General features: G+C 71.6%; 14 protein-coding genes and 1 riboswitch. Of the genes, 8 read left to right on the top strand and 6 right to left on the bottom strand.

Going from position 1 to position 14,869, the window contains the following annotated elements:
* The first annotated feature begins 307 nt into the window (after positions 1–307).
* Both ACFV20_RS23760 and ACFV20_RS23755 read left to right on the top strand, forming a co-directional pair.
* Complete coding sequence (locus tag ACFV20_RS23760; RefSeq protein ID WP_361119408.1) at positions 308–1,096, top strand: carbon-nitrogen hydrolase family protein; 789 nt, start codon at positions 308–310, stop codon at positions 1,094–1,096.
* 47 nt (positions 1,097–1,143) lie between these two features.
* Complete coding sequence (locus ACFV20_RS23755; RefSeq protein ID WP_385659466.1) at positions 1,144–2,841, top strand: flavin monoamine oxidase family protein; 1,698 nt, start codon at positions 1,144–1,146, stop codon at positions 2,839–2,841.
* 28 nt (positions 2,842–2,869) lie between these two features.
* On the opposite strand, the gene ACFV20_RS23750 is transcribed toward ACFV20_RS23755, so the two are convergent.
* Entirely contained in the window at positions 2,870–3,580 is a 711-nt protein-coding gene (locus tag ACFV20_RS23750; protein ID WP_385659465.1) for a DUF5995 family protein, read from the bottom strand.
* A gap of 175 nt (positions 3,581–3,755) precedes the next feature.
* On the opposite strand from ACFV20_RS23750, the gene ACFV20_RS23745 reads away from it, so the two are divergent.
* On the top strand, positions 3,756–4,886 hold the full coding sequence (locus tag ACFV20_RS23745) for a glycoside hydrolase family 6 protein (protein ID WP_385659552.1): 1,131 nt from the start codon (positions 3,756–3,758) through the stop codon (positions 4,884–4,886).
* Here the strand turns inward: ACFV20_RS23745 and ACFV20_RS23740 are convergent.
* A complete protein-coding gene (locus ACFV20_RS23740) occupies positions 4,865–6,244 on the bottom strand; it encodes a uracil-xanthine permease family protein (RefSeq protein WP_385659463.1) in 1,380 nt (459 codons plus the stop codon). The genes ACFV20_RS23745 and ACFV20_RS23740 overlap by 22 nt on opposite strands.
* A 661-nt stretch (positions 6,245–6,905) precedes the next feature.
* Between ACFV20_RS23740 and ACFV20_RS23735 the strand changes: the two genes are divergently transcribed.
* The gene (locus ACFV20_RS23735) at positions 6,906–7,181 is read left to right on the top strand and encodes a hypothetical protein (RefSeq protein WP_385659462.1); all 276 of its coding nucleotides are present in this window, start codon (positions 6,906–6,908) and stop codon (positions 7,179–7,181) included.
* Here the strand turns inward: ACFV20_RS23735 and ACFV20_RS23730 are convergent.
* Positions 7,176–8,381: an MFS transporter gene (locus ACFV20_RS23730; protein ID WP_385659550.1), complete on the bottom strand. Its 1,206-nt coding sequence runs from the start codon at positions 8,379–8,381 to the stop codon at positions 7,176–7,178. The genes ACFV20_RS23735 and ACFV20_RS23730 overlap by 6 nt on opposite strands.
* 133 nt (positions 8,382–8,514) lie before the next feature.
* Here ACFV20_RS23730 and ACFV20_RS23725 point away from each other — a divergent pair, with 133 nt between their 5' ends.
* Positions 8,515–9,879: an ROK family transcriptional regulator gene (locus ACFV20_RS23725; RefSeq protein WP_385659461.1), complete on the top strand. Its 1,365-nt coding sequence runs from the start codon at positions 8,515–8,517 to the stop codon at positions 9,877–9,879.
* A 39-nt stretch (positions 9,880–9,918) separates the two neighbouring features.
* Here the strand turns inward: ACFV20_RS23725 and ACFV20_RS23720 are convergent, their stop codons facing one another.
* From ACFV20_RS23720 to ACFV20_RS23710, 3 genes are all read right to left on the bottom strand, one after another.
* The gene (locus ACFV20_RS23720; RefSeq protein ID WP_385659460.1) at positions 9,919–10,695 is read right to left on the bottom strand and encodes an SDR family oxidoreductase; all 777 of its coding nucleotides are present in this window, start codon (positions 10,693–10,695) and stop codon (positions 9,919–9,921) included.
* A gap of 101 nt (positions 10,696–10,796) precedes the next feature.
* Positions 10,797–11,309: a sigma factor-like helix-turn-helix DNA-binding protein gene (locus tag ACFV20_RS23715; protein WP_385659458.1), complete on the bottom strand. Its 513-nt coding sequence runs from the start codon at positions 11,307–11,309 to the stop codon at positions 10,797–10,799.
* Entirely contained in the window at positions 11,252–11,716 is a 465-nt protein-coding gene (locus tag ACFV20_RS23710) for a sigma factor (protein WP_385659456.1), read from the bottom strand. Before ACFV20_RS23710 ends, ACFV20_RS23715 begins: the two co-directional genes overlap by 58 nt.
* A 332-nt stretch (positions 11,717–12,048) precedes the next feature.
* Positions 12,049–12,179: riboswitch (FMN riboswitch) on the top strand.
* A gap of 144 nt (positions 12,180–12,323) precedes the next feature.
* Between ACFV20_RS23710 and ACFV20_RS23705 the strand changes: the two genes are divergently transcribed.
* The 3 genes from ACFV20_RS23705 to ACFV20_RS23695 are packed head-to-tail and all read left to right on the top strand — an operon-like array spanning position 12,324 to position 14,856.
* The gene (locus tag ACFV20_RS23705) at positions 12,324–12,932 is read left to right on the top strand and encodes a riboflavin synthase (protein WP_385659453.1); all 609 of its coding nucleotides are present in this window, start codon (positions 12,324–12,326) and stop codon (positions 12,930–12,932) included.
* Complete coding sequence (locus tag ACFV20_RS23700; protein WP_385659452.1) at positions 12,929–13,570, top strand: nicotinamide riboside transporter PnuC; 642 nt, start codon at positions 12,929–12,931, stop codon at positions 13,568–13,570. The genes ACFV20_RS23705 and ACFV20_RS23700 overlap by 4 nt, the downstream gene beginning before the upstream one ends.
* Positions 13,567–14,856, top strand: a complete 1,290-nt coding sequence (locus tag ACFV20_RS23695) for a bifunctional 3,4-dihydroxy-2-butanone-4-phosphate synthase/GTP cyclohydrolase II (protein ID WP_385659450.1) — start codon at positions 13,567–13,569, stop codon at positions 14,854–14,856. Before ACFV20_RS23700 ends, ACFV20_RS23695 begins: the two co-directional genes overlap by 4 nt.
* Positions 14,857–14,869: the final 13 nt, after the last annotated feature.

The raw sequence follows: 14,869 nt of genomic DNA, 5'->3' as shown, positions 1-14,869 counted from the left end.
CCGCAGGTCGTGTGGACGGCCCTTACTCTTCCGGCCCGGCGCGGCGGGGACATCGCGCCCAGGGCGGGACCCCGTCTCCGCCGCGCGGCGGGGGAGGTCCTGCGGAGCTGCGCTCCCAGGAGGAGCGGGAGTGCGACCCGGGGCGCGCAACGAATCGCCGCCGGCCCCCCTGCGGACGCAATGAACCGTTCACCGGCGCGCAACGGCTCCTTCTTGTCCGCCCTGGTCAGCCGCCCGTACCGTCTACGTGGCCCCTCCAATGACCCCGTGGGCCCTCAGACCACCCGTCGCCCGGTGAGGATCACGCATGCGCACCGCCCTGCTCCAGAGCTCCGGCCGCCCCGGCTCCACCGTCGAGAACCTCAAGGTCCTCGACGAGGCCGCCGGCCGGGCCGCCGCCCAGGGCGCCGGGCTGCTGGTCACCTCCGAGCTGTTCCTGACGGGGTACGCCATCGGCGACGAGATCGGCCGGCTCGCCGAGCCCGCCGACGGCGACTGCGCCGACGCCGTCGCCGAGATCGCGACCCGCCACGGCCTGGCGATCGCCTACGGCTACCCCGAGCGGGCCGGCGAGACCGTCTTCAACTCCGTCCAGCTGATCTCCGCCGACGGCACCCGGCTCGCCAACCACCGCAAGACGCACCTCTTCGGCTGCTTCGAGCACGACCACTTCACCCCCGGGGACCTGCCGGTCGTCCAGGCCGAGATCGACGGCCTGCGTATCGGTCTCCTGATCTGCTACGACGTGGAGTTCCCGGAGAACGTCCGCGCCCACGCCCTGGCCGGCACCGACCTGCTCGTCGTCCCGACCGCGCAGATGCACCCGTTCCAGTTCGTCGCCGAGTCGGTGATCCCGGTCCGGGCCTTCGAGAACCAGATGTACGTCGCGTACGTCAACCGGGTCGGCCCGGAAGGGGAGTTCGAGTTCGTCGGCCTCTCCACCCTGGCCGGGCCCGACGGGGTCGCCCGGACCCGCGCCGGACGCGGTGAGGAACTCGTGCTCGCCGACGTCGACCCGGCCTTCCTCGCCGCGTCGCGCGAGAACAACCCGTATCTGCGGGACCGACGGCCCGGCCTGTACGGCTCGCTCGTCTGACACCCCCTGAACCGCCCGAACGTCTCTGTGCAAGGAGTCCGTACCCCATGACGTCCACCGTGCCCAACGCCGTCGAGCACGCTGACGCGCAGCAGCCGCCGATCACCATGTTCGGCCCGGACTTCCCGTACGCGTACGACGACTTCCTCGCCCACCCGGCGGGCCTCGGGCAGATACCCGCGACCGGGCACGGCACGGAGGTCGCGGTCATCGGCGGCGGCCTGTCCGGCATCGTCGCCGCGTACGAGCTGATGAAGATGGGCCTCAAGCCGGTCGTGTACGAGGCCGACCAGATCGGTGGCCGGCTGCGCACGGTGGGCTTCGACGGGTGCGACGACTCCCTCACCGCCGAGATGGGCGCGATGCGCTTCCCGCCGTCCTCCACGGCCCTGCAGCACTACATCGACCTGGTCGGCCTGGAGACGCGGCCGTTCCCCAACCCCCTCGCCGAGGCCACCCCGTCGACCGTCGTCGACCTCAAGGGCGAGTCGCACTACGCCGAGACGATCGAGGACCTGCCGCAGGTCTACCGGGACGTCGCCGAGGCCTGGGGCCGCTGCCTGGAGGAGGGCGCCGACTTCTCCGACATGAACCGCGCCCTGCGCGAGCGGGACGTGCCGCGCATCCGCGAGATCTGGTCCAAGCTCGTCGAGAAGCTCGACAACCAGACCTTCTACGGCTTCCTCTGCGACTCCGAGGCGTTCAAGTCGTTCCGCCACCGCGAGATCTTCGGCCAGGTCGGCTTCGGCACCGGCGGCTGGGACACCGACTTCCCGAACTCCATCCTGGAGATCCTGCGCGTCGTCTACACCGAGGCCGACGACCACCACCGCGGCATCGTCGGCGGCTCCCAGCAGCTGCCGCTGCGCCTGTGGGAGCGCGAGCCGCAGAAGATCGTCCACTGGGCCCAGGGGACCTCGCTCGCGACCCTGCACGAGGGCGGCGAGCCCCGCCCGGCCGTGACCCGGCTGCACCGCACCGCCGGCAACCGCATCACGGTGACCGACGCGCGCGGCGACATCCGCACCTACCAGGCGGCGATCTTCACCGCCCAGTCCTGGATGCTGCTGTCGAAGATCGCCTGCGACGACTCGCTCTTCCCGATCGACCACTGGACCGCCATCGAGCGCACCCACTACATGGAGTCCTCCAAGCTCTTCGTGCCGGTGGACCGCCCCTTCTGGCTGGACAAGGACGAGGAGACCGGCCGGGACGTCATGTCGATGACGCTCACCGACCGTATGACGCGCGGTACCTACCTGCTCGACGACGGCCCGGACAAGCCCGCCGTCATCTGCCTCTCCTACACCTGGTGCGACGACAGCCTGAAGTGGCTGCCGCTGTCCGCGAACGAGCGGATGAAGGTCATGCTGAAGTCGCTCGGCGAGATCTACCCCAAGGTCGACATCCGGAAGCACATCATCGGCAACCCGGTGACGGTGTCCTGGGAGAACGAGCCCTACTTCATGGGCGCGTTCAAGGCCAACCTGCCCGGCCACTACCGCTACCAGCGGCGCCTGTTCACGCACTTCATGCAGGACCGGCTGCCCGAGGACAAGCGCGGCATCTTCCTCGCCGGCGACGACATCTCCTGGACCGCCGGCTGGGCCGAGGGCGCCATCCAGACCGCCCTCAACGCGGTCTGGGGCGTCATGCACCACCTGGGCGGCACGACCGACCCGACCAACCCGGGCCCCGGCGACGTGTACGACGAGATCGCGCCCGTCGAGCTGCCGGAGGACTAGCGGACCAGCGGACTAGCGGACCAGCGCACTAGCGGAATGCGGGCTCGGTCAGGGGCGTGAGCAGCATGCGCCCCGCGAAGCCCACCGCCGTGTCCAGGCGCTGCGTGAACTCCGCCGCGACATCGGGGAGTTCGCGAAGGACCCACAGTGCCCGGGCCGCCGTCCACGCGGCGTCCCGGGCGCGGTCGAGGCTCCAGGAGCCGAGCAGGTGGGTCAGCGGGTCGGCGATCCGCAACAGGTCCGGCCCCGGCATCAGATCGTCGCGGATGCGCTCCTCCAGCGAGACGAGGAGATCGCCCACCATGTCGAACTCGTCCTCCAGATCGACGGGTGCGCAGCCGAGCGTACGGCAGGTGTCCACGACGGCCAGTGGCAGATCGTGCCCGATGTGCGCGTTGATGCCCGCCAGCGCGAACTGCAGGGGCCGTACGCCGGGATGGCGGCGGAACTGGAACAGCGGGCGCCAGCAGGCGGGCGGACGCCCCTCGTCCGCCGCCGCGCCGACGGCCGTGAGGTACCGCTGCGCGAACCGTACGTCCAGCGTGATCGCGGCGTGGGTGTCCGCGAACCGGCCGGCGTCGACGTGCCGGTCCACCGCCTCCGTCACGGCGAGGTAGACACGGTTGAAGACCGCCACCCCGTCGCGTGGGTGCAGGGCCGCGTCGAGGGCGCGCATCCGGGAGATGACCCCGTCCACCGGAGTGTCCACGGCCGGGGGGAGTTGTTCGCATCGCGGCATGCGGGCAGAGTCGCAGCTCTAGGCTGGCGGGAGTGACGGCAGGCCCGGCGCTTCCCCGAAACGGGGGAACTCCGCCTGCCGCAGGGGGAGGGGGAGTACCACCGTGTCAGGCTCGCGTGCCCGGCGCCTGGCCGCCCGCAGGGCCGATCGCAGGCGCGCCGCCCGGCGCGGCGCGCTGGTCGCGGCGGCCTCGCTCGTCGTGGCGGCCGGAGCGGTCGCGGGCGTCCTCGCCGCCTTCGACGACAGGAGGGCCTCGGACGAGGCCGCGCCTGCCGAGGTCTCGGCGTCGCCCCGCCTGGCGCCCCCGCCGGCCGTGCCGTCGTCGTCCGCGCCGGCCACCGCCGGGTCCGCCTCGCCCTCGCCCTCGCCGTCTCCGACCGCACGCCGGACACACAGCCCCGCGCCGTCGCGGACCGGAGCGAAGCGCACCACCGCCGCACCCGGACGGCTCTACCGCCACCCGGACTCCCAGGTGCTCGCGTGGGTCCGCTCCCACTCCGGCGACCCGCGGCACGCGGTCATCGCGTCCCGTATCGCCGAGCAGCCGGCGGCCGTCTGGTTCGCCGACCACTCCCCGCAGACCATCACCGCCCGGGTCGCCGCCGTGACCTCGGGCGGGGCCGCGCTCGGCCGGGTGCCCGTCGTCGTGCCGTACGCGATCCCCGGCCGGGACTGCGGCGGCCACTCCCAGGGCGGGGCACCCGACCTGGACGCCTACGACGCCTGGATCGACCGGTTCGCCGCGGGGCTCGGCTCGGGCGAGGTCATCGTGGTCCTGGAGCCGGACTCGATCGCCCAGACCGAGTGCCTGTCCGCGGCGGAACGCGCCGACCGCTTCGCCTCGCTGGCCCGGGCCGGCCGCGTGCTGAAGGCCGCCGGCCCGCGGACCCGGGTGTACTTCGACGCGGGCCACTCGGGCTGGAACCCGCCCGCCCGGCAGGCGTCCTGGCTGCGACAGGCCGGTGCCGCCTCGCCCGAGTCGTCCGACGGCATCTTCAGCAACGTCTCCAACTTCCACACCACCGCCGACGAGATCGTCTACGACCGGCACGTCCTCGACGCGCTCGGCGGCCCGGCGGGTCTCGGTGCCGTCATCGACACCAGCCGCAACGGCAACGGGGCCCCGGCCGACGGCGAGTGGTGCGACCCGGCGGGTCGCGGGCTCGGCCGGACCCCGACCCTGAGCACCGGCGAGTCCCGCATCGACGCCTACCTGTGGGTGAAGCTGCCGGGGGAGTCGGACGGCTGCAAGGGCAGGCCGGGGACGTTCACGGCGTCGTACGCCTACGACTTGGCGTCGTCGTAGGAGGAGGTGCCCTCGTCCAGCAGCGGCGCCTGCGTCTTCAGGTGGGCCGGGGCGAAGGCCCGCAGGGCGTGGTAGCCGGTGATGACGACCACCGTGCCCAGCGCGATACCGCTCAGCGAGAACGTGTCCGTGAACTTCAGCGACACGTTGCCGACGCCGATGATGATGCCCGCCGCCGCGGGGACCAGGTTCAGCGGATTGCGCAGATCCACCTCGGCGTTGATCCAGATCTGCGCGCCGAGCAGGCCGATCATGCCGTACAGGATGACGGTGATGCCGCCGAGCACCCCGCCCGGGATCGCCGCCACGACGGCGCCGAACTTCGGGCACAGACCGAACAGCAGGGCGAAGCCGGCGGCGGCCCAGTACGCGGCGGTCGAGTACACGCGGGTCGCGGCCATCACGCCGATGTTCTCGGAGTACGTGGTGTTGGGCGGACCGCCGACCGCGGTGGACAGCATGGAGCCGACGCCGTCGGCCGCGATCGCCGTGCCGAGCTTGTCGTCCAGCGAGTCGCCGGTCATCTCGCCGACCGCCTTCACGTGCCCGGCGTTCTCCGCGACCAGGGCGATGACGACCGGCAGGGCGACCAGGATCGCCGACCACTCGAACGACGGGGCGTGCAGGGTGGGCAGCCCGATCCAGTCGGCCTTGCCCACGCCGGACAGGTCGAGCCGCCAGTGGTCGGTCAGCCTGCCGCTCGCGTCCACCGAGTGGATCTTGCCGAAGACCAGGTCGAAGACCCAGGAGATGCCGTACCCGAAGACCAGCCCCAGGAAGATCGCGATGCGCGACCAGAAGCCCCGCAGGCACACGACCGCCAGCCCGGTGAACAGCATCACCAGCAGGGCCGTCCACTGGTCCTGCGGCCAGTACGTCGAGGCCGTCACGGGCGCCAGGTTGAAGCCGATCAGCATCACCACGGCGCCGGTCACGATCGGCGGCATCGCGGCATGGATGATCCGCGCCCCGAACCGCCGCACGGCGAGCCCCACCAGGAACAGCGCGCCCCCGACGACGAACACCGCACCCGTGACGGTCGCGCTGCTGCCGCCCTGCGCCCGGATGACCGCCGCCACGCCGACGAAGGAGAGCGAGCAGCCCAGGTAGCTGGGCACGCTGCCGCGGGTGGCCAGCAGGAACACGATCGTCGCGACACCCGACATCATGATCGCGAGATTCGGGTCCAGGCCCATCAGGACCGGAGCGACGAACGACGCCCCGAACATCGCCACCACATGCTGGGCGCCGAGCCCGGCCGTGCGGGGCCAGGAGAGCCGCTCATCGGGACGGACCACCGCGCCGGGCGCCGGGGTGCGCCCGTCGCCGTGCAGTTTCCAGCGGACGCCGAGATCCATCGAGTGTCGCTTTCGTCGTGGGGCTGTTTATGTCCGGACCATTGTCAGGGATGGCCGCAGGTGCTCCGCACATGTCGACGCACGGGGTGGCGACGGCATCGCGTTCCGACATCAGATCTGCCCCACTGGGCGCGCCGGCGGTCCCGTGTCAATCGACAGGCCTGGAAAGCCAGTTGTTGAATCCGCAGCCGTATCCATGAGGTGCGTCAGCGGTCCGGCGGTGCAATGGTGGAAAGGTGGGACGTCGCAGAGGGAACGGTTCATGACATCGCGACGTCCGGTCGTCCGGCGCGCTGATCGCCTGCGCCACCGTCGCCAACAACGACATGCTGGAAAGGGCGTGACACCGTGACTGAGGACTTCAAGCTGACTGACGATCAGGGACAGGCTCGCGACAAGCTGCTCGCGGAGCTGGACGACGCTGAGGACCGACTCCGAGAAGTCCACCGAAAGGGTCGTCAGCTGTGGGGAGACGAGGATGGGGGAACTCGTTGCCTGAGATGCTTCGACCCTCCCTGCCCTTCGTACGAGGAACCGCACTCCGGGCTCCTTTGCACCCGCTCCACCTGCGGTCATCATTTCGCTTCCCACGATTTCTTCTGAGGATTGCCAACGGCGCAGTCTCACCGGGAACACAAAGCGGCGCAGAACGGAGCCTGTCATGCCGGAGGAAGCCGAGATTCGCGGCACCGTCAGCAAAGTGGGAGAGGAAACAGTCGAGGTCTACGAGATCTCCCTCGACCTCGATGACGCATCACGGGAGAAGTTGAAGACGGACCCCAGCGGGGTCATGAAACGCTTCCTGGAGTCTCAGGGATATACGGTCAACGCCCTGCACATGCCGGATCTGCGAGCCGACGACGATGGGTGGCCCTCGGGGTGGAGCCACATTCCCAGCGGACCGATGAAGTCCCACTGGTTTCCCATACTGCTATAGGTGCCGGTCGGGAACCACCGCGTCCGTCCGGCCGATCCTCGTGCGCTCGCCGGGGCGCAGGACGCCCGCGAACGCCACCAGGCCGCACGACAGGGCCGTCACCAGGCAGAACGACACCATCAGGCTGGTGGCCTGTGCCAGCATGCCGATCGCGCTCGGCGCGACCAGCCCCGAGGTGTAGGTGATGGTCGCGACGCCCGCGATGGCCAGGCTCGGGTTGGAGCCGCTGCGGCCCGCCGCGGCGAAGCACAGCGGTACGACGACGGCGATGCCGAGACCCATCAGCGCGAACCCGCTCATGGCCACCGCGGGATGGTCCGCGACAACGATCAGCAGCCCGCCGAGGACGGCGAACACCCCGCTCGCCCGCACCGTCCGCACGGCACCGAAGCGGTCCACGACCCGGTCACCGGCGAGCCGGGCGACGGCCATGGTGAGCGTGAAGCCCGTGGTGCACGCCGCCGCCAGACCGGCCGAGGTCTCCAGCTGCTCGCGCAGGTACACCGCCGACCAGTCCAGGCTCGCGCCCTCCGCGAACACGGCGCAGAATCCGATCGCGCCGATCAGCAGCGCCGAGCGCGGCGGCAGCGCGAAGCGCGGCGGCGGCTCCTCGTCCTCGGCGGGCTGCAGGTCGAGCACCCACTGGCAGGACGCCACACCGACCACCGTCAGCACCGCGGCGGCCAGGACGTGGTGCAGCCGGGCGTCCGAGCCGAGGTGTGCGGCGAGGGTGCCGGCCGCCGAACCGACCAGGGCGCCGGCACTCCACATGCCGTGCAGGCCGGACATGATCGACCGCCCGAGGCGGTTCTCGACCTCGACACCGAGCGCGTTCATCGCCACGTCGGCCATGCCGGCCGTCGCCCCGTACGTGAACAGGGCCAGACAGAGCGTCAGCAGATCGGGGGAGAGGGAGGGCAGGACCAGCGACATCGTCCACAGGGCGATCAGACCGCGCAGTGCGTTGCGGGCGCCGAAGCGGTGGGTGATGCTGCCGGCGAGGGGCATCGCCACGGACGCCCCGAGCGCGGGAAAGGCGAGCGCGATCCCCAACTGGCCGGCGCTCACCCCCGCGTGATCCTGGAGCCACGGCACACGGGTCGCGAACGAGCCGGTGACGGCGCCATGCACCGCGAAGACCGCGGCGACGGCGTACCGGGACCGCTTCACCTCGCGCTGTTCGTCGACCACGTTCCCCATTCTGCGGTCCCCCTCCTGGTGTCCGCGGCGTTCCTGAGTGGTGCGGGCGTAAACTATCAGGAACCCTGCCTGATAATAAGAGGGCTTTCCGTCGGTCACGTCGACGGCTCCGCCGATCTGGGAGGATCCGCGCATGCCCGCATCACCGAGCACCGCCCGGGCCATCAACGACCGGCTCGCCCTGCGGCTGCTCCAGCAGGAAGGCCCGTTGACGGCGGGGCAGTTGAAGCAGCTGACCGGCCTGTCCCGGCCGACCGTCGCCGACCTCGTCGAACGCCTCACCACCGCCGGACTGATCGCGGTGGTCGGTGAGGCGGGCGAGCAGCGGCGCGGCCCCAACGCGAAGGTGTACGGCATCGTCGCCGACCGGGCCCACCTGGCCGCCCTCGACGTGCGCACCGAGGGCGTCGCCGTGGTCGTCGCGGATCTGGTCGGGCGGGTGCTGGCCGAGGCGTCGGTGCCGATCGGGGGCGACACGGGCACGGGTCCCGCCGTGGAGCAGGCGGTCACGCTGGTCGAGCGGGTGGCGAAGGAGGCCGGTGCCGACCGCCTGCACACCGTCGGGATCGGGGCGCCGGGCCTGATCGACCCGGCCAGCGGCGAACTGCGCCACTCCACGGGGCTCCCGGAGTGGCACCGCCGGCTCGTCGCCACCCTCCAGGAGCGGCTGCCCGAGGCGCGGGTCAGCGTCGAGAACGAGACCAACCTCGCGGCGCTGGCCGAGCAGCGCGACGGGGCGGCCCGGGACCGGGACACGTTCGTCCTGCTGTGGCTGGGCCACGGCACGGGAGCGGCCGTGGTCCTCGACGGCACCCTGCGCCGAGGCGCCTCCGGCGGCACCGGCGAGATCGGCTTCCTGCCGGTCCCGGGCACCACCGCACTGCCGACGTCGACCGACTGCGAGGGCGGCTTCCATTCCCTGGCGGCCGCGGCGGCGGTCGTGTCCCTCGCGGCCGAGTGCGGAGTTCCGGCGACTGCGGGGGGAGAGACGTCCGCGGTTGCGGTGGTACGAACAGCCGTCGCCGTGGTGCGGGCGACGGCGGGCGGGGGGCCGGGGCAGGAGCCGACCGCGATGGACGGGGAGGGAGCGGGGCGGGCGAGCGGAACCGGGAATTCCATGCTGACGCCAGGAGGGGACGCGCCTGAGCGCCGTGCCGAGTCCCGCATCCTCGGAGCCGAGACACCCCTACCCCCCGCCTCCCGCTTTCTGGACGCCCTCGCCGATCGTCTCGCCGTCGGGGTCGCCTCCGTCGTGGCGATCCTGGACCCCGGGTGCGTGGTGCTCGGCGGTGAGGTCGGTCAGGCCGGTGGCGAGGAGCTCGCATCACGGGTGCGGGACCGCATCGCCCGGATGACGCCCCTGCCCACGGAGGTACGGGCGACGACCCTGGGCGGCGGCGCGGTCCTGCGCGGCGCACTGCTGACGGCCCGGGACCGCGCCCAGGAGGAACTGTTCACGCCCGGAGAGCCCCCACCCCGGCCCTCCCCGGGCTGGTAGGCCGTCAGGCCGAAAACCGTCCCCTTCCGTCCTCCTCCCTCAGACCCCGGACCGCCCGCTCCCCGCCTGGACCCGGCCGCCCCCGAACCGCCTCTCCAGGTGCTCTTCGAACGACCCCTTGCCCACCGCCCGTCGCGGCGTCAGATGGCCCCCGCTCCGGAAGCCCCGGTACGCCGCCCCCCACAGCGGTACGTTCACCACCGCTCGCCGACGGCCCGACGCCTTCAGATACGCACGGGCGAACGACTCCAGCGGCCGTGCCTGCGGCCCGCCCATGTCCTCGACCCGCCCCGCCGGCCCGGCCGTCGCCAGCTCGGCCAACCGGTCCGCCACCTCGGCCGCCTCCACCGGCTGGTCCCGCACGCCCGCCGGGAGGAACATCACCGGCAGCTTCGACAGCCCCTGGAACATCATGATCAGCAGATCGTGGAACTGCGTCGCCCGCAGCACGGTCCAGCCGATCCCCGACTCCTCGACCAGCCTCTCCACCGCGAGCTTGCTCCGGTAGTAGGGGAACGGCACCTCGTCGACACCGACGATCGAGACGTAGACCAGATGACGCACGCCCGCACCGCGCGCCGCCCTGATCAGGTTCTGAGCCGCCTGCTCGTCCCCCTTCTGTGCCGTCGCGCAGTGCACGATCGTGTCCGCACCGGCGACGGCCGCGTCCAGCGCGGCTCCGCCCGCCCGCAGATCCACCGCGTACGGCTCACTGTGCCGGCTGAGCACCCGCACCTCGTGCCCGCCTGCGCGCAACCGCTCGACGACGAGCCGCCCCAGCGTTCCGGTGCCGCCGGTCACCAAGATCGTGGTCATGCTGTTCAGCCCCTTCGGACGCCGGGCGCTCCCTGGTGGAGCGCCCCTCACCCACTGAGACCGAACAGCCCCGCCGAATGTGACAGGCGCGATCTGCGGTCCTACGGCCGGGTGAGCTGACGCCGTGCGAACGCCAGCTTCTCCGGGTTGACCACGGCCCGCACACCCGTGACCAGCCCGTCGCGTATCTCGACCACCGACAGTCCGACGAGCGTGTCGCCCGCCCAGCTGGCCAGCCCCGGTGCCCCGTTGACCTCGGTCGGCACGAAGTCCAGGCCTCGCGCGAACTTCGGCCCGCCGCCCGCCAGGAAGCGGGCGATCTGAAGCCCGCCCTCGATGGGCCACCGCGCCGCGGTGACCTTGCCGCCACCGTCGCTCCACCAGGTCGCATCGGCCGCGAGCAGCTTCTCCAGCCCGGCCAGGTCCCCGTCACGGGCCGCCGTGATGAACGATGTGACCAGCTCTTCCTGCCGCTCGGAGGCGGGCTCGAACCGGGCCTGCGGCTCGCCCACCCGCCGCACGGCACGCCGGTACAGCTGACGGCAGTTGGCCTCGCTCAGGTCCAGCACCCCGGCGATCTCCCGGTGCCCGTAGCCGAACGCCTCCCGCAGCACGTAAACGGCCCTCCCCCACTGCCTTGAGGGCGTGGGAGGTGCCCCCAGGTCGGCGTCAGCCGCTCCAGCAGCACCAGCATCGCCATCGACACGGCGTCCCGCTGCTCCGCGGACTCCAGCGGGCCGAGTGTGCCGTCCGAGGTGACCACGGGCTCGGGCAGCCAGGTCCCGACGTACCGCTCGCGCCGGGCCCGCGCGGAGGTGAGCCGGTTCAGGCAGAGGTTGGTGACGACCTTGGCCAGCCAGGCCGCCGGGTGCTCGATCCCCGCCCGGTCGGCGCCGATGTAGCGCAGACAGGCGTCCTGGACCGCGTCCTCGGCCTCCTCTGCGGAGCCCAGCAGCCGGTAGGCGAGCGAGAACAGCCTGGGCCGGTGGACTTCGAACTCCTCGGCGGGGGTCGTGGTCATACGACTCACCCTGCCAGAGGGCGGACCGCCCGGTGTCGGGAGCCCCGGCAGATGGCCCGGAGTGGGAAGGCCCGACGGCGGGCAAGGGCCGTCGTCACCGCCGCCGGGCCGGTCCGTGGGGTGAAGCCGACCCTGACCATGACCCTAGAAAGGACTAGACCACATCGTCAATAGGTGTGTACCAATGCCGGGGCCGTAAGAGGGCGGGCTCCCGCGGCAGTTGGGGCGCCGGTCGCGCTCGGGAAGGGCGGTGACACGTTCTGTGAGGCAGCCCACACACTTCGCCTCTTTGAACGTCGATCAGGCGTGGCACACTGGCCCTGTACCAGTAGCAGCGCACTCCGGGGTCGGTGAAAGTCCGAACCGGCGGTTACAGTCCGCGACCCGGTCGCCTCCAGCGGCCGGTTGACCAGGTGAAATTCCTGGACCGACGGTTAAAGTCCGGATGGGAGGCAGTGCGCGGCGAGCGGGCATTCGTGCGCGCCGCCCAGAAGTCCGTCCTCAGGGCGGGCTCCGTCCGGCGTCGTCCCCGGTGTCCCCGCTCGTACCATCTGTCGTCATCGACAGCCCCGGAGTCCGTGCCCGAAGAGGCAGGAGGACCCGGGAAGTGTTCACCGGAATCGTCGAAGAGCTGGGCGAGGTCACCGCCGTCGAGACCCTCGACGACGCCTGTCGCTTCCGCCTGCGAGGCCCGGTCGTCACCCAAGGCGCCAAGCACGGCGACTCGATCGCCGTGAACGGAGTGTGCCTCACGGTCGTCGACCACGAGGGCGACGAGTTCACGGCCGACGTCATGGCCGAGACCCTGAACCGCTCCAGCCTCGGCGCCCTGAAGGCCGGCTCCCGCGTCAACCTCGAACGCCCCATGGCCGTCGGCGACCGCCTCGGCGGGCACATCGTGCAGGGCCATGTGGACGGCACCGGCGAGATCCTGGAGCGCAAGCCCTCCGAGCACTGGGAGATCGTCAAGATCTCCCTCCCCGCGGACCTCACCCGGTACGTGGTCGAGAAGGGCTCCATCACCGTCGACGGCATCAGCCTCACCGTCGTCGACGCCGGCCCCGACCACTTCACCGTCAGCCTCATCCCCACCACCCTCGACCTGACCACGCTCGGCCACAAGCAGCCCGGCGACCCGGTCAACCTCGAAGTGGACGTCATCGCCAAGTACGTCGAGCGGATGCTGGGCGACCGCGTGCAGGGGGCCGGCCGGTGAACACGTTGAACTCCGAGGCCTTCACCCTCTTCGGCCAGCACATCCTCTGGTCCGACATGGTCGGCAACCTCTTCGGCCTGGCCGCCCTCGCCCTCGGCTGGCGGCGCTCCATCTGGACCTGGCCCGTGCAGTTCCTGGCCGGCCTCATCCTCTTCGGCGCCTTCTTCGGCCACCTCACCGGCAGCGCGGGCAAGCAGGCGGTCGTCATGATCGTCGCCCTCTACGGCTGGTGGCAGTGGCAGCGCGGCAAGGGCCAGGGCGAGGACGGCCACATCGCCGTCCGGTTCGCCACCTGGCGCGAGCGCGCGGCCATGGCCGCGGCGGCCGCCGTCGGCACGATCGCGGTGGCCCTGCTGTTCACGGCGTACCCGACCCTGTCCTGGGACCCCTGGCCGGACGCGTACATCTTCGTCGGGACGATCGTCGCCATGTACGCCCAGGCCCGCGGCATGGTCGAGTTCTGGTTCGCCTGGCTCCTCGTCGACCTCGTCGGCGTCCCCCTCAACTTCGCCAACGGCTACGCCTTCTCCGGCTTCGTCTACGTCATCTACGGCGCGCTCGTCCTGTGGGGCATGCGCGACTGGTGGCTGCGCTCGCGGCAGGCCGCGCGGCCCACCCTGGAAGGAGCGCCGGCATGAGCGCCGCAACCACCCTGTACAGCAGCGACGACGTCGAGAACGTCACGCTCGACCCCGTGGCACAGGCCATCGCCGACATCGCGGCCGGCCGCCCCGTCGTGGTCGTCGACGACGAGGACCGGGAGAACGAGGGCGACCTCGTCATCGCCGCCGAGAAGGCCACCCCCGAGATCGTCGCCTTCATGATGAGCGAGTGCCGCGGCCTGATCTGCGCCCCCATGGAGGGCGACGAACTGGACCGGCTGAAACTGCCGCAGATGGTCGACGACAACACCGAGTCCATGAAGACCGCGTTCACGGTCTCCGTCGACGCCTCCGCCGCGCACGGCGTGAGCACCGGCATCTCCGCCTCCGACCGCGCCACCACCCTCCGGCTGCTCGCCGACGGAGTCTCCGAGCCCCACGACTTCGTCCGCCCCGGCCACATCTTCCCGCTGCGCGCCCGGCCCGGCGGCGTCCTCACCCGCAACGGGCACACCGAGGCCGCCGTCGACCTCGCCCGCCTCGCGGGCCTGCGCCCGGCCGGCGCCATCGTGGAGATCGCCGGCGAGGACGGCACCATGCTGCGCCTGCCCGAGCTGATCCCCTTCGCCCGCAAGCACGGCCTGACGATCATCTCCATCGAGGACCTGATCGCCTACCGCCGCAGCAGCGAACCCACCGTCCGCCGTGAGGCAAAGACCCAACTGCCCACCGCCCACGGCACCTTCACGGCCCACGGCTACCGCTCCATCGTCGACGGCGTCGAGCACGTCGCCCTGGTGCACGGCGAGATCGGCGACGGCCAGGACGTCCTCGTCCGCGTCCACTCCGAATGCCTCACCGGCGACGTCTTCGGCTCGGCCCGCTGCGACTGCGGCCCCCAGCTCGACGCCTCCCTCGCCCGCATCCAGGAGGAGGGCCGGGGCGTCGTGGTCTACCTGCGCGGACACGAGGGACGCGGCATCGGCCTCATGTCCAAACTGCGCGCCTACGAACTCCAGGAACGCGGCCGCGACACCCTCGACGCCAACCTCGAACTCGGCCTGCCCGCCGACGCCCGCGACTACGCGGCCGGCGCGCAGATCCTCGCCGACCTCGGCGTGCGCGGCGTCCGTCTGCTGACCAACAACCCCGACAAGACCGACGCGCTCGTCCGCCACGGCATCACGGTCAAGGCCCGTGTGCCGATGCCCGTGAACGCCGGCGAGCACAACCTCCGCTACCTGCGCACCAAGCGGGACCGGATGGGCCACGACCTGCCCTGGCTGGACACGACCACCGTGCCCGCCTGCGGCAACCAGTAAGAGAGCACAGAGG

The organism is Streptomyces sp. NPDC059696 (assembly GCF_042733745.1).
Classification (GTDB): Bacteria; Actinomycetota; Actinomycetes; order Streptomycetales; family Streptomycetaceae; genus Streptomyces.
This window is presented reverse-complemented; position numbering and strand designations above follow the sequence as displayed.

Excerpts from the sequence above, each read along its gene's own strand:
- ACFV20_RS23760 (WP_361119408.1), top strand. The coding sequence starts at position 308 with ATGCGCACCGCCCTGCTCCAGAGCTCCGGCCGCCCCGGCTCCACCGTC.
- ACFV20_RS23755 (WP_385659466.1), top strand. The coding sequence starts at position 1,144 with ATGACGTCCACCGTGCCCAACGCCGTCGAGCACGCTGACGCGCAGCAG.
- ACFV20_RS23750 (WP_385659465.1), bottom strand. The coding sequence starts at position 3,580 with ATGCCGCGATGCGAACAACTCCCCCCGGCCGTGGACACTCCGGTGGAC.
- ACFV20_RS23740 (WP_385659463.1), bottom strand. The coding sequence starts at position 6,244 with ATGGATCTCGGCGTCCGCTGGAAACTGCACGGCGACGGGCGCACCCCG.
- ACFV20_RS23735 (WP_385659462.1), top strand. The coding sequence starts at position 6,906 with ATGCCGGAGGAAGCCGAGATTCGCGGCACCGTCAGCAAAGTGGGAGAG.
- ACFV20_RS23730 (WP_385659550.1), bottom strand. The coding sequence starts at position 8,381 with ATGGGGAACGTGGTCGACGAACAGCGCGAGGTGAAGCGGTCCCGGTAC.
- ACFV20_RS23725 (WP_385659461.1), top strand. The coding sequence starts at position 8,515 with ATGCCCGCATCACCGAGCACCGCCCGGGCCATCAACGACCGGCTCGCC.
- ACFV20_RS23720 (WP_385659460.1), bottom strand. The coding sequence starts at position 10,695 with ATGACCACGATCTTGGTGACCGGCGGCACCGGAACGCTGGGGCGGCTC.
- ACFV20_RS23710 (WP_385659456.1), bottom strand. The coding sequence starts at position 11,716 with ATGACCACGACCCCCGCCGAGGAGTTCGAAGTCCACCGGCCCAGGCTG.
- ACFV20_RS23695 (WP_385659450.1), top strand. The coding sequence starts at position 13,567 with ATGAGCGCCGCAACCACCCTGTACAGCAGCGACGACGTCGAGAACGTC.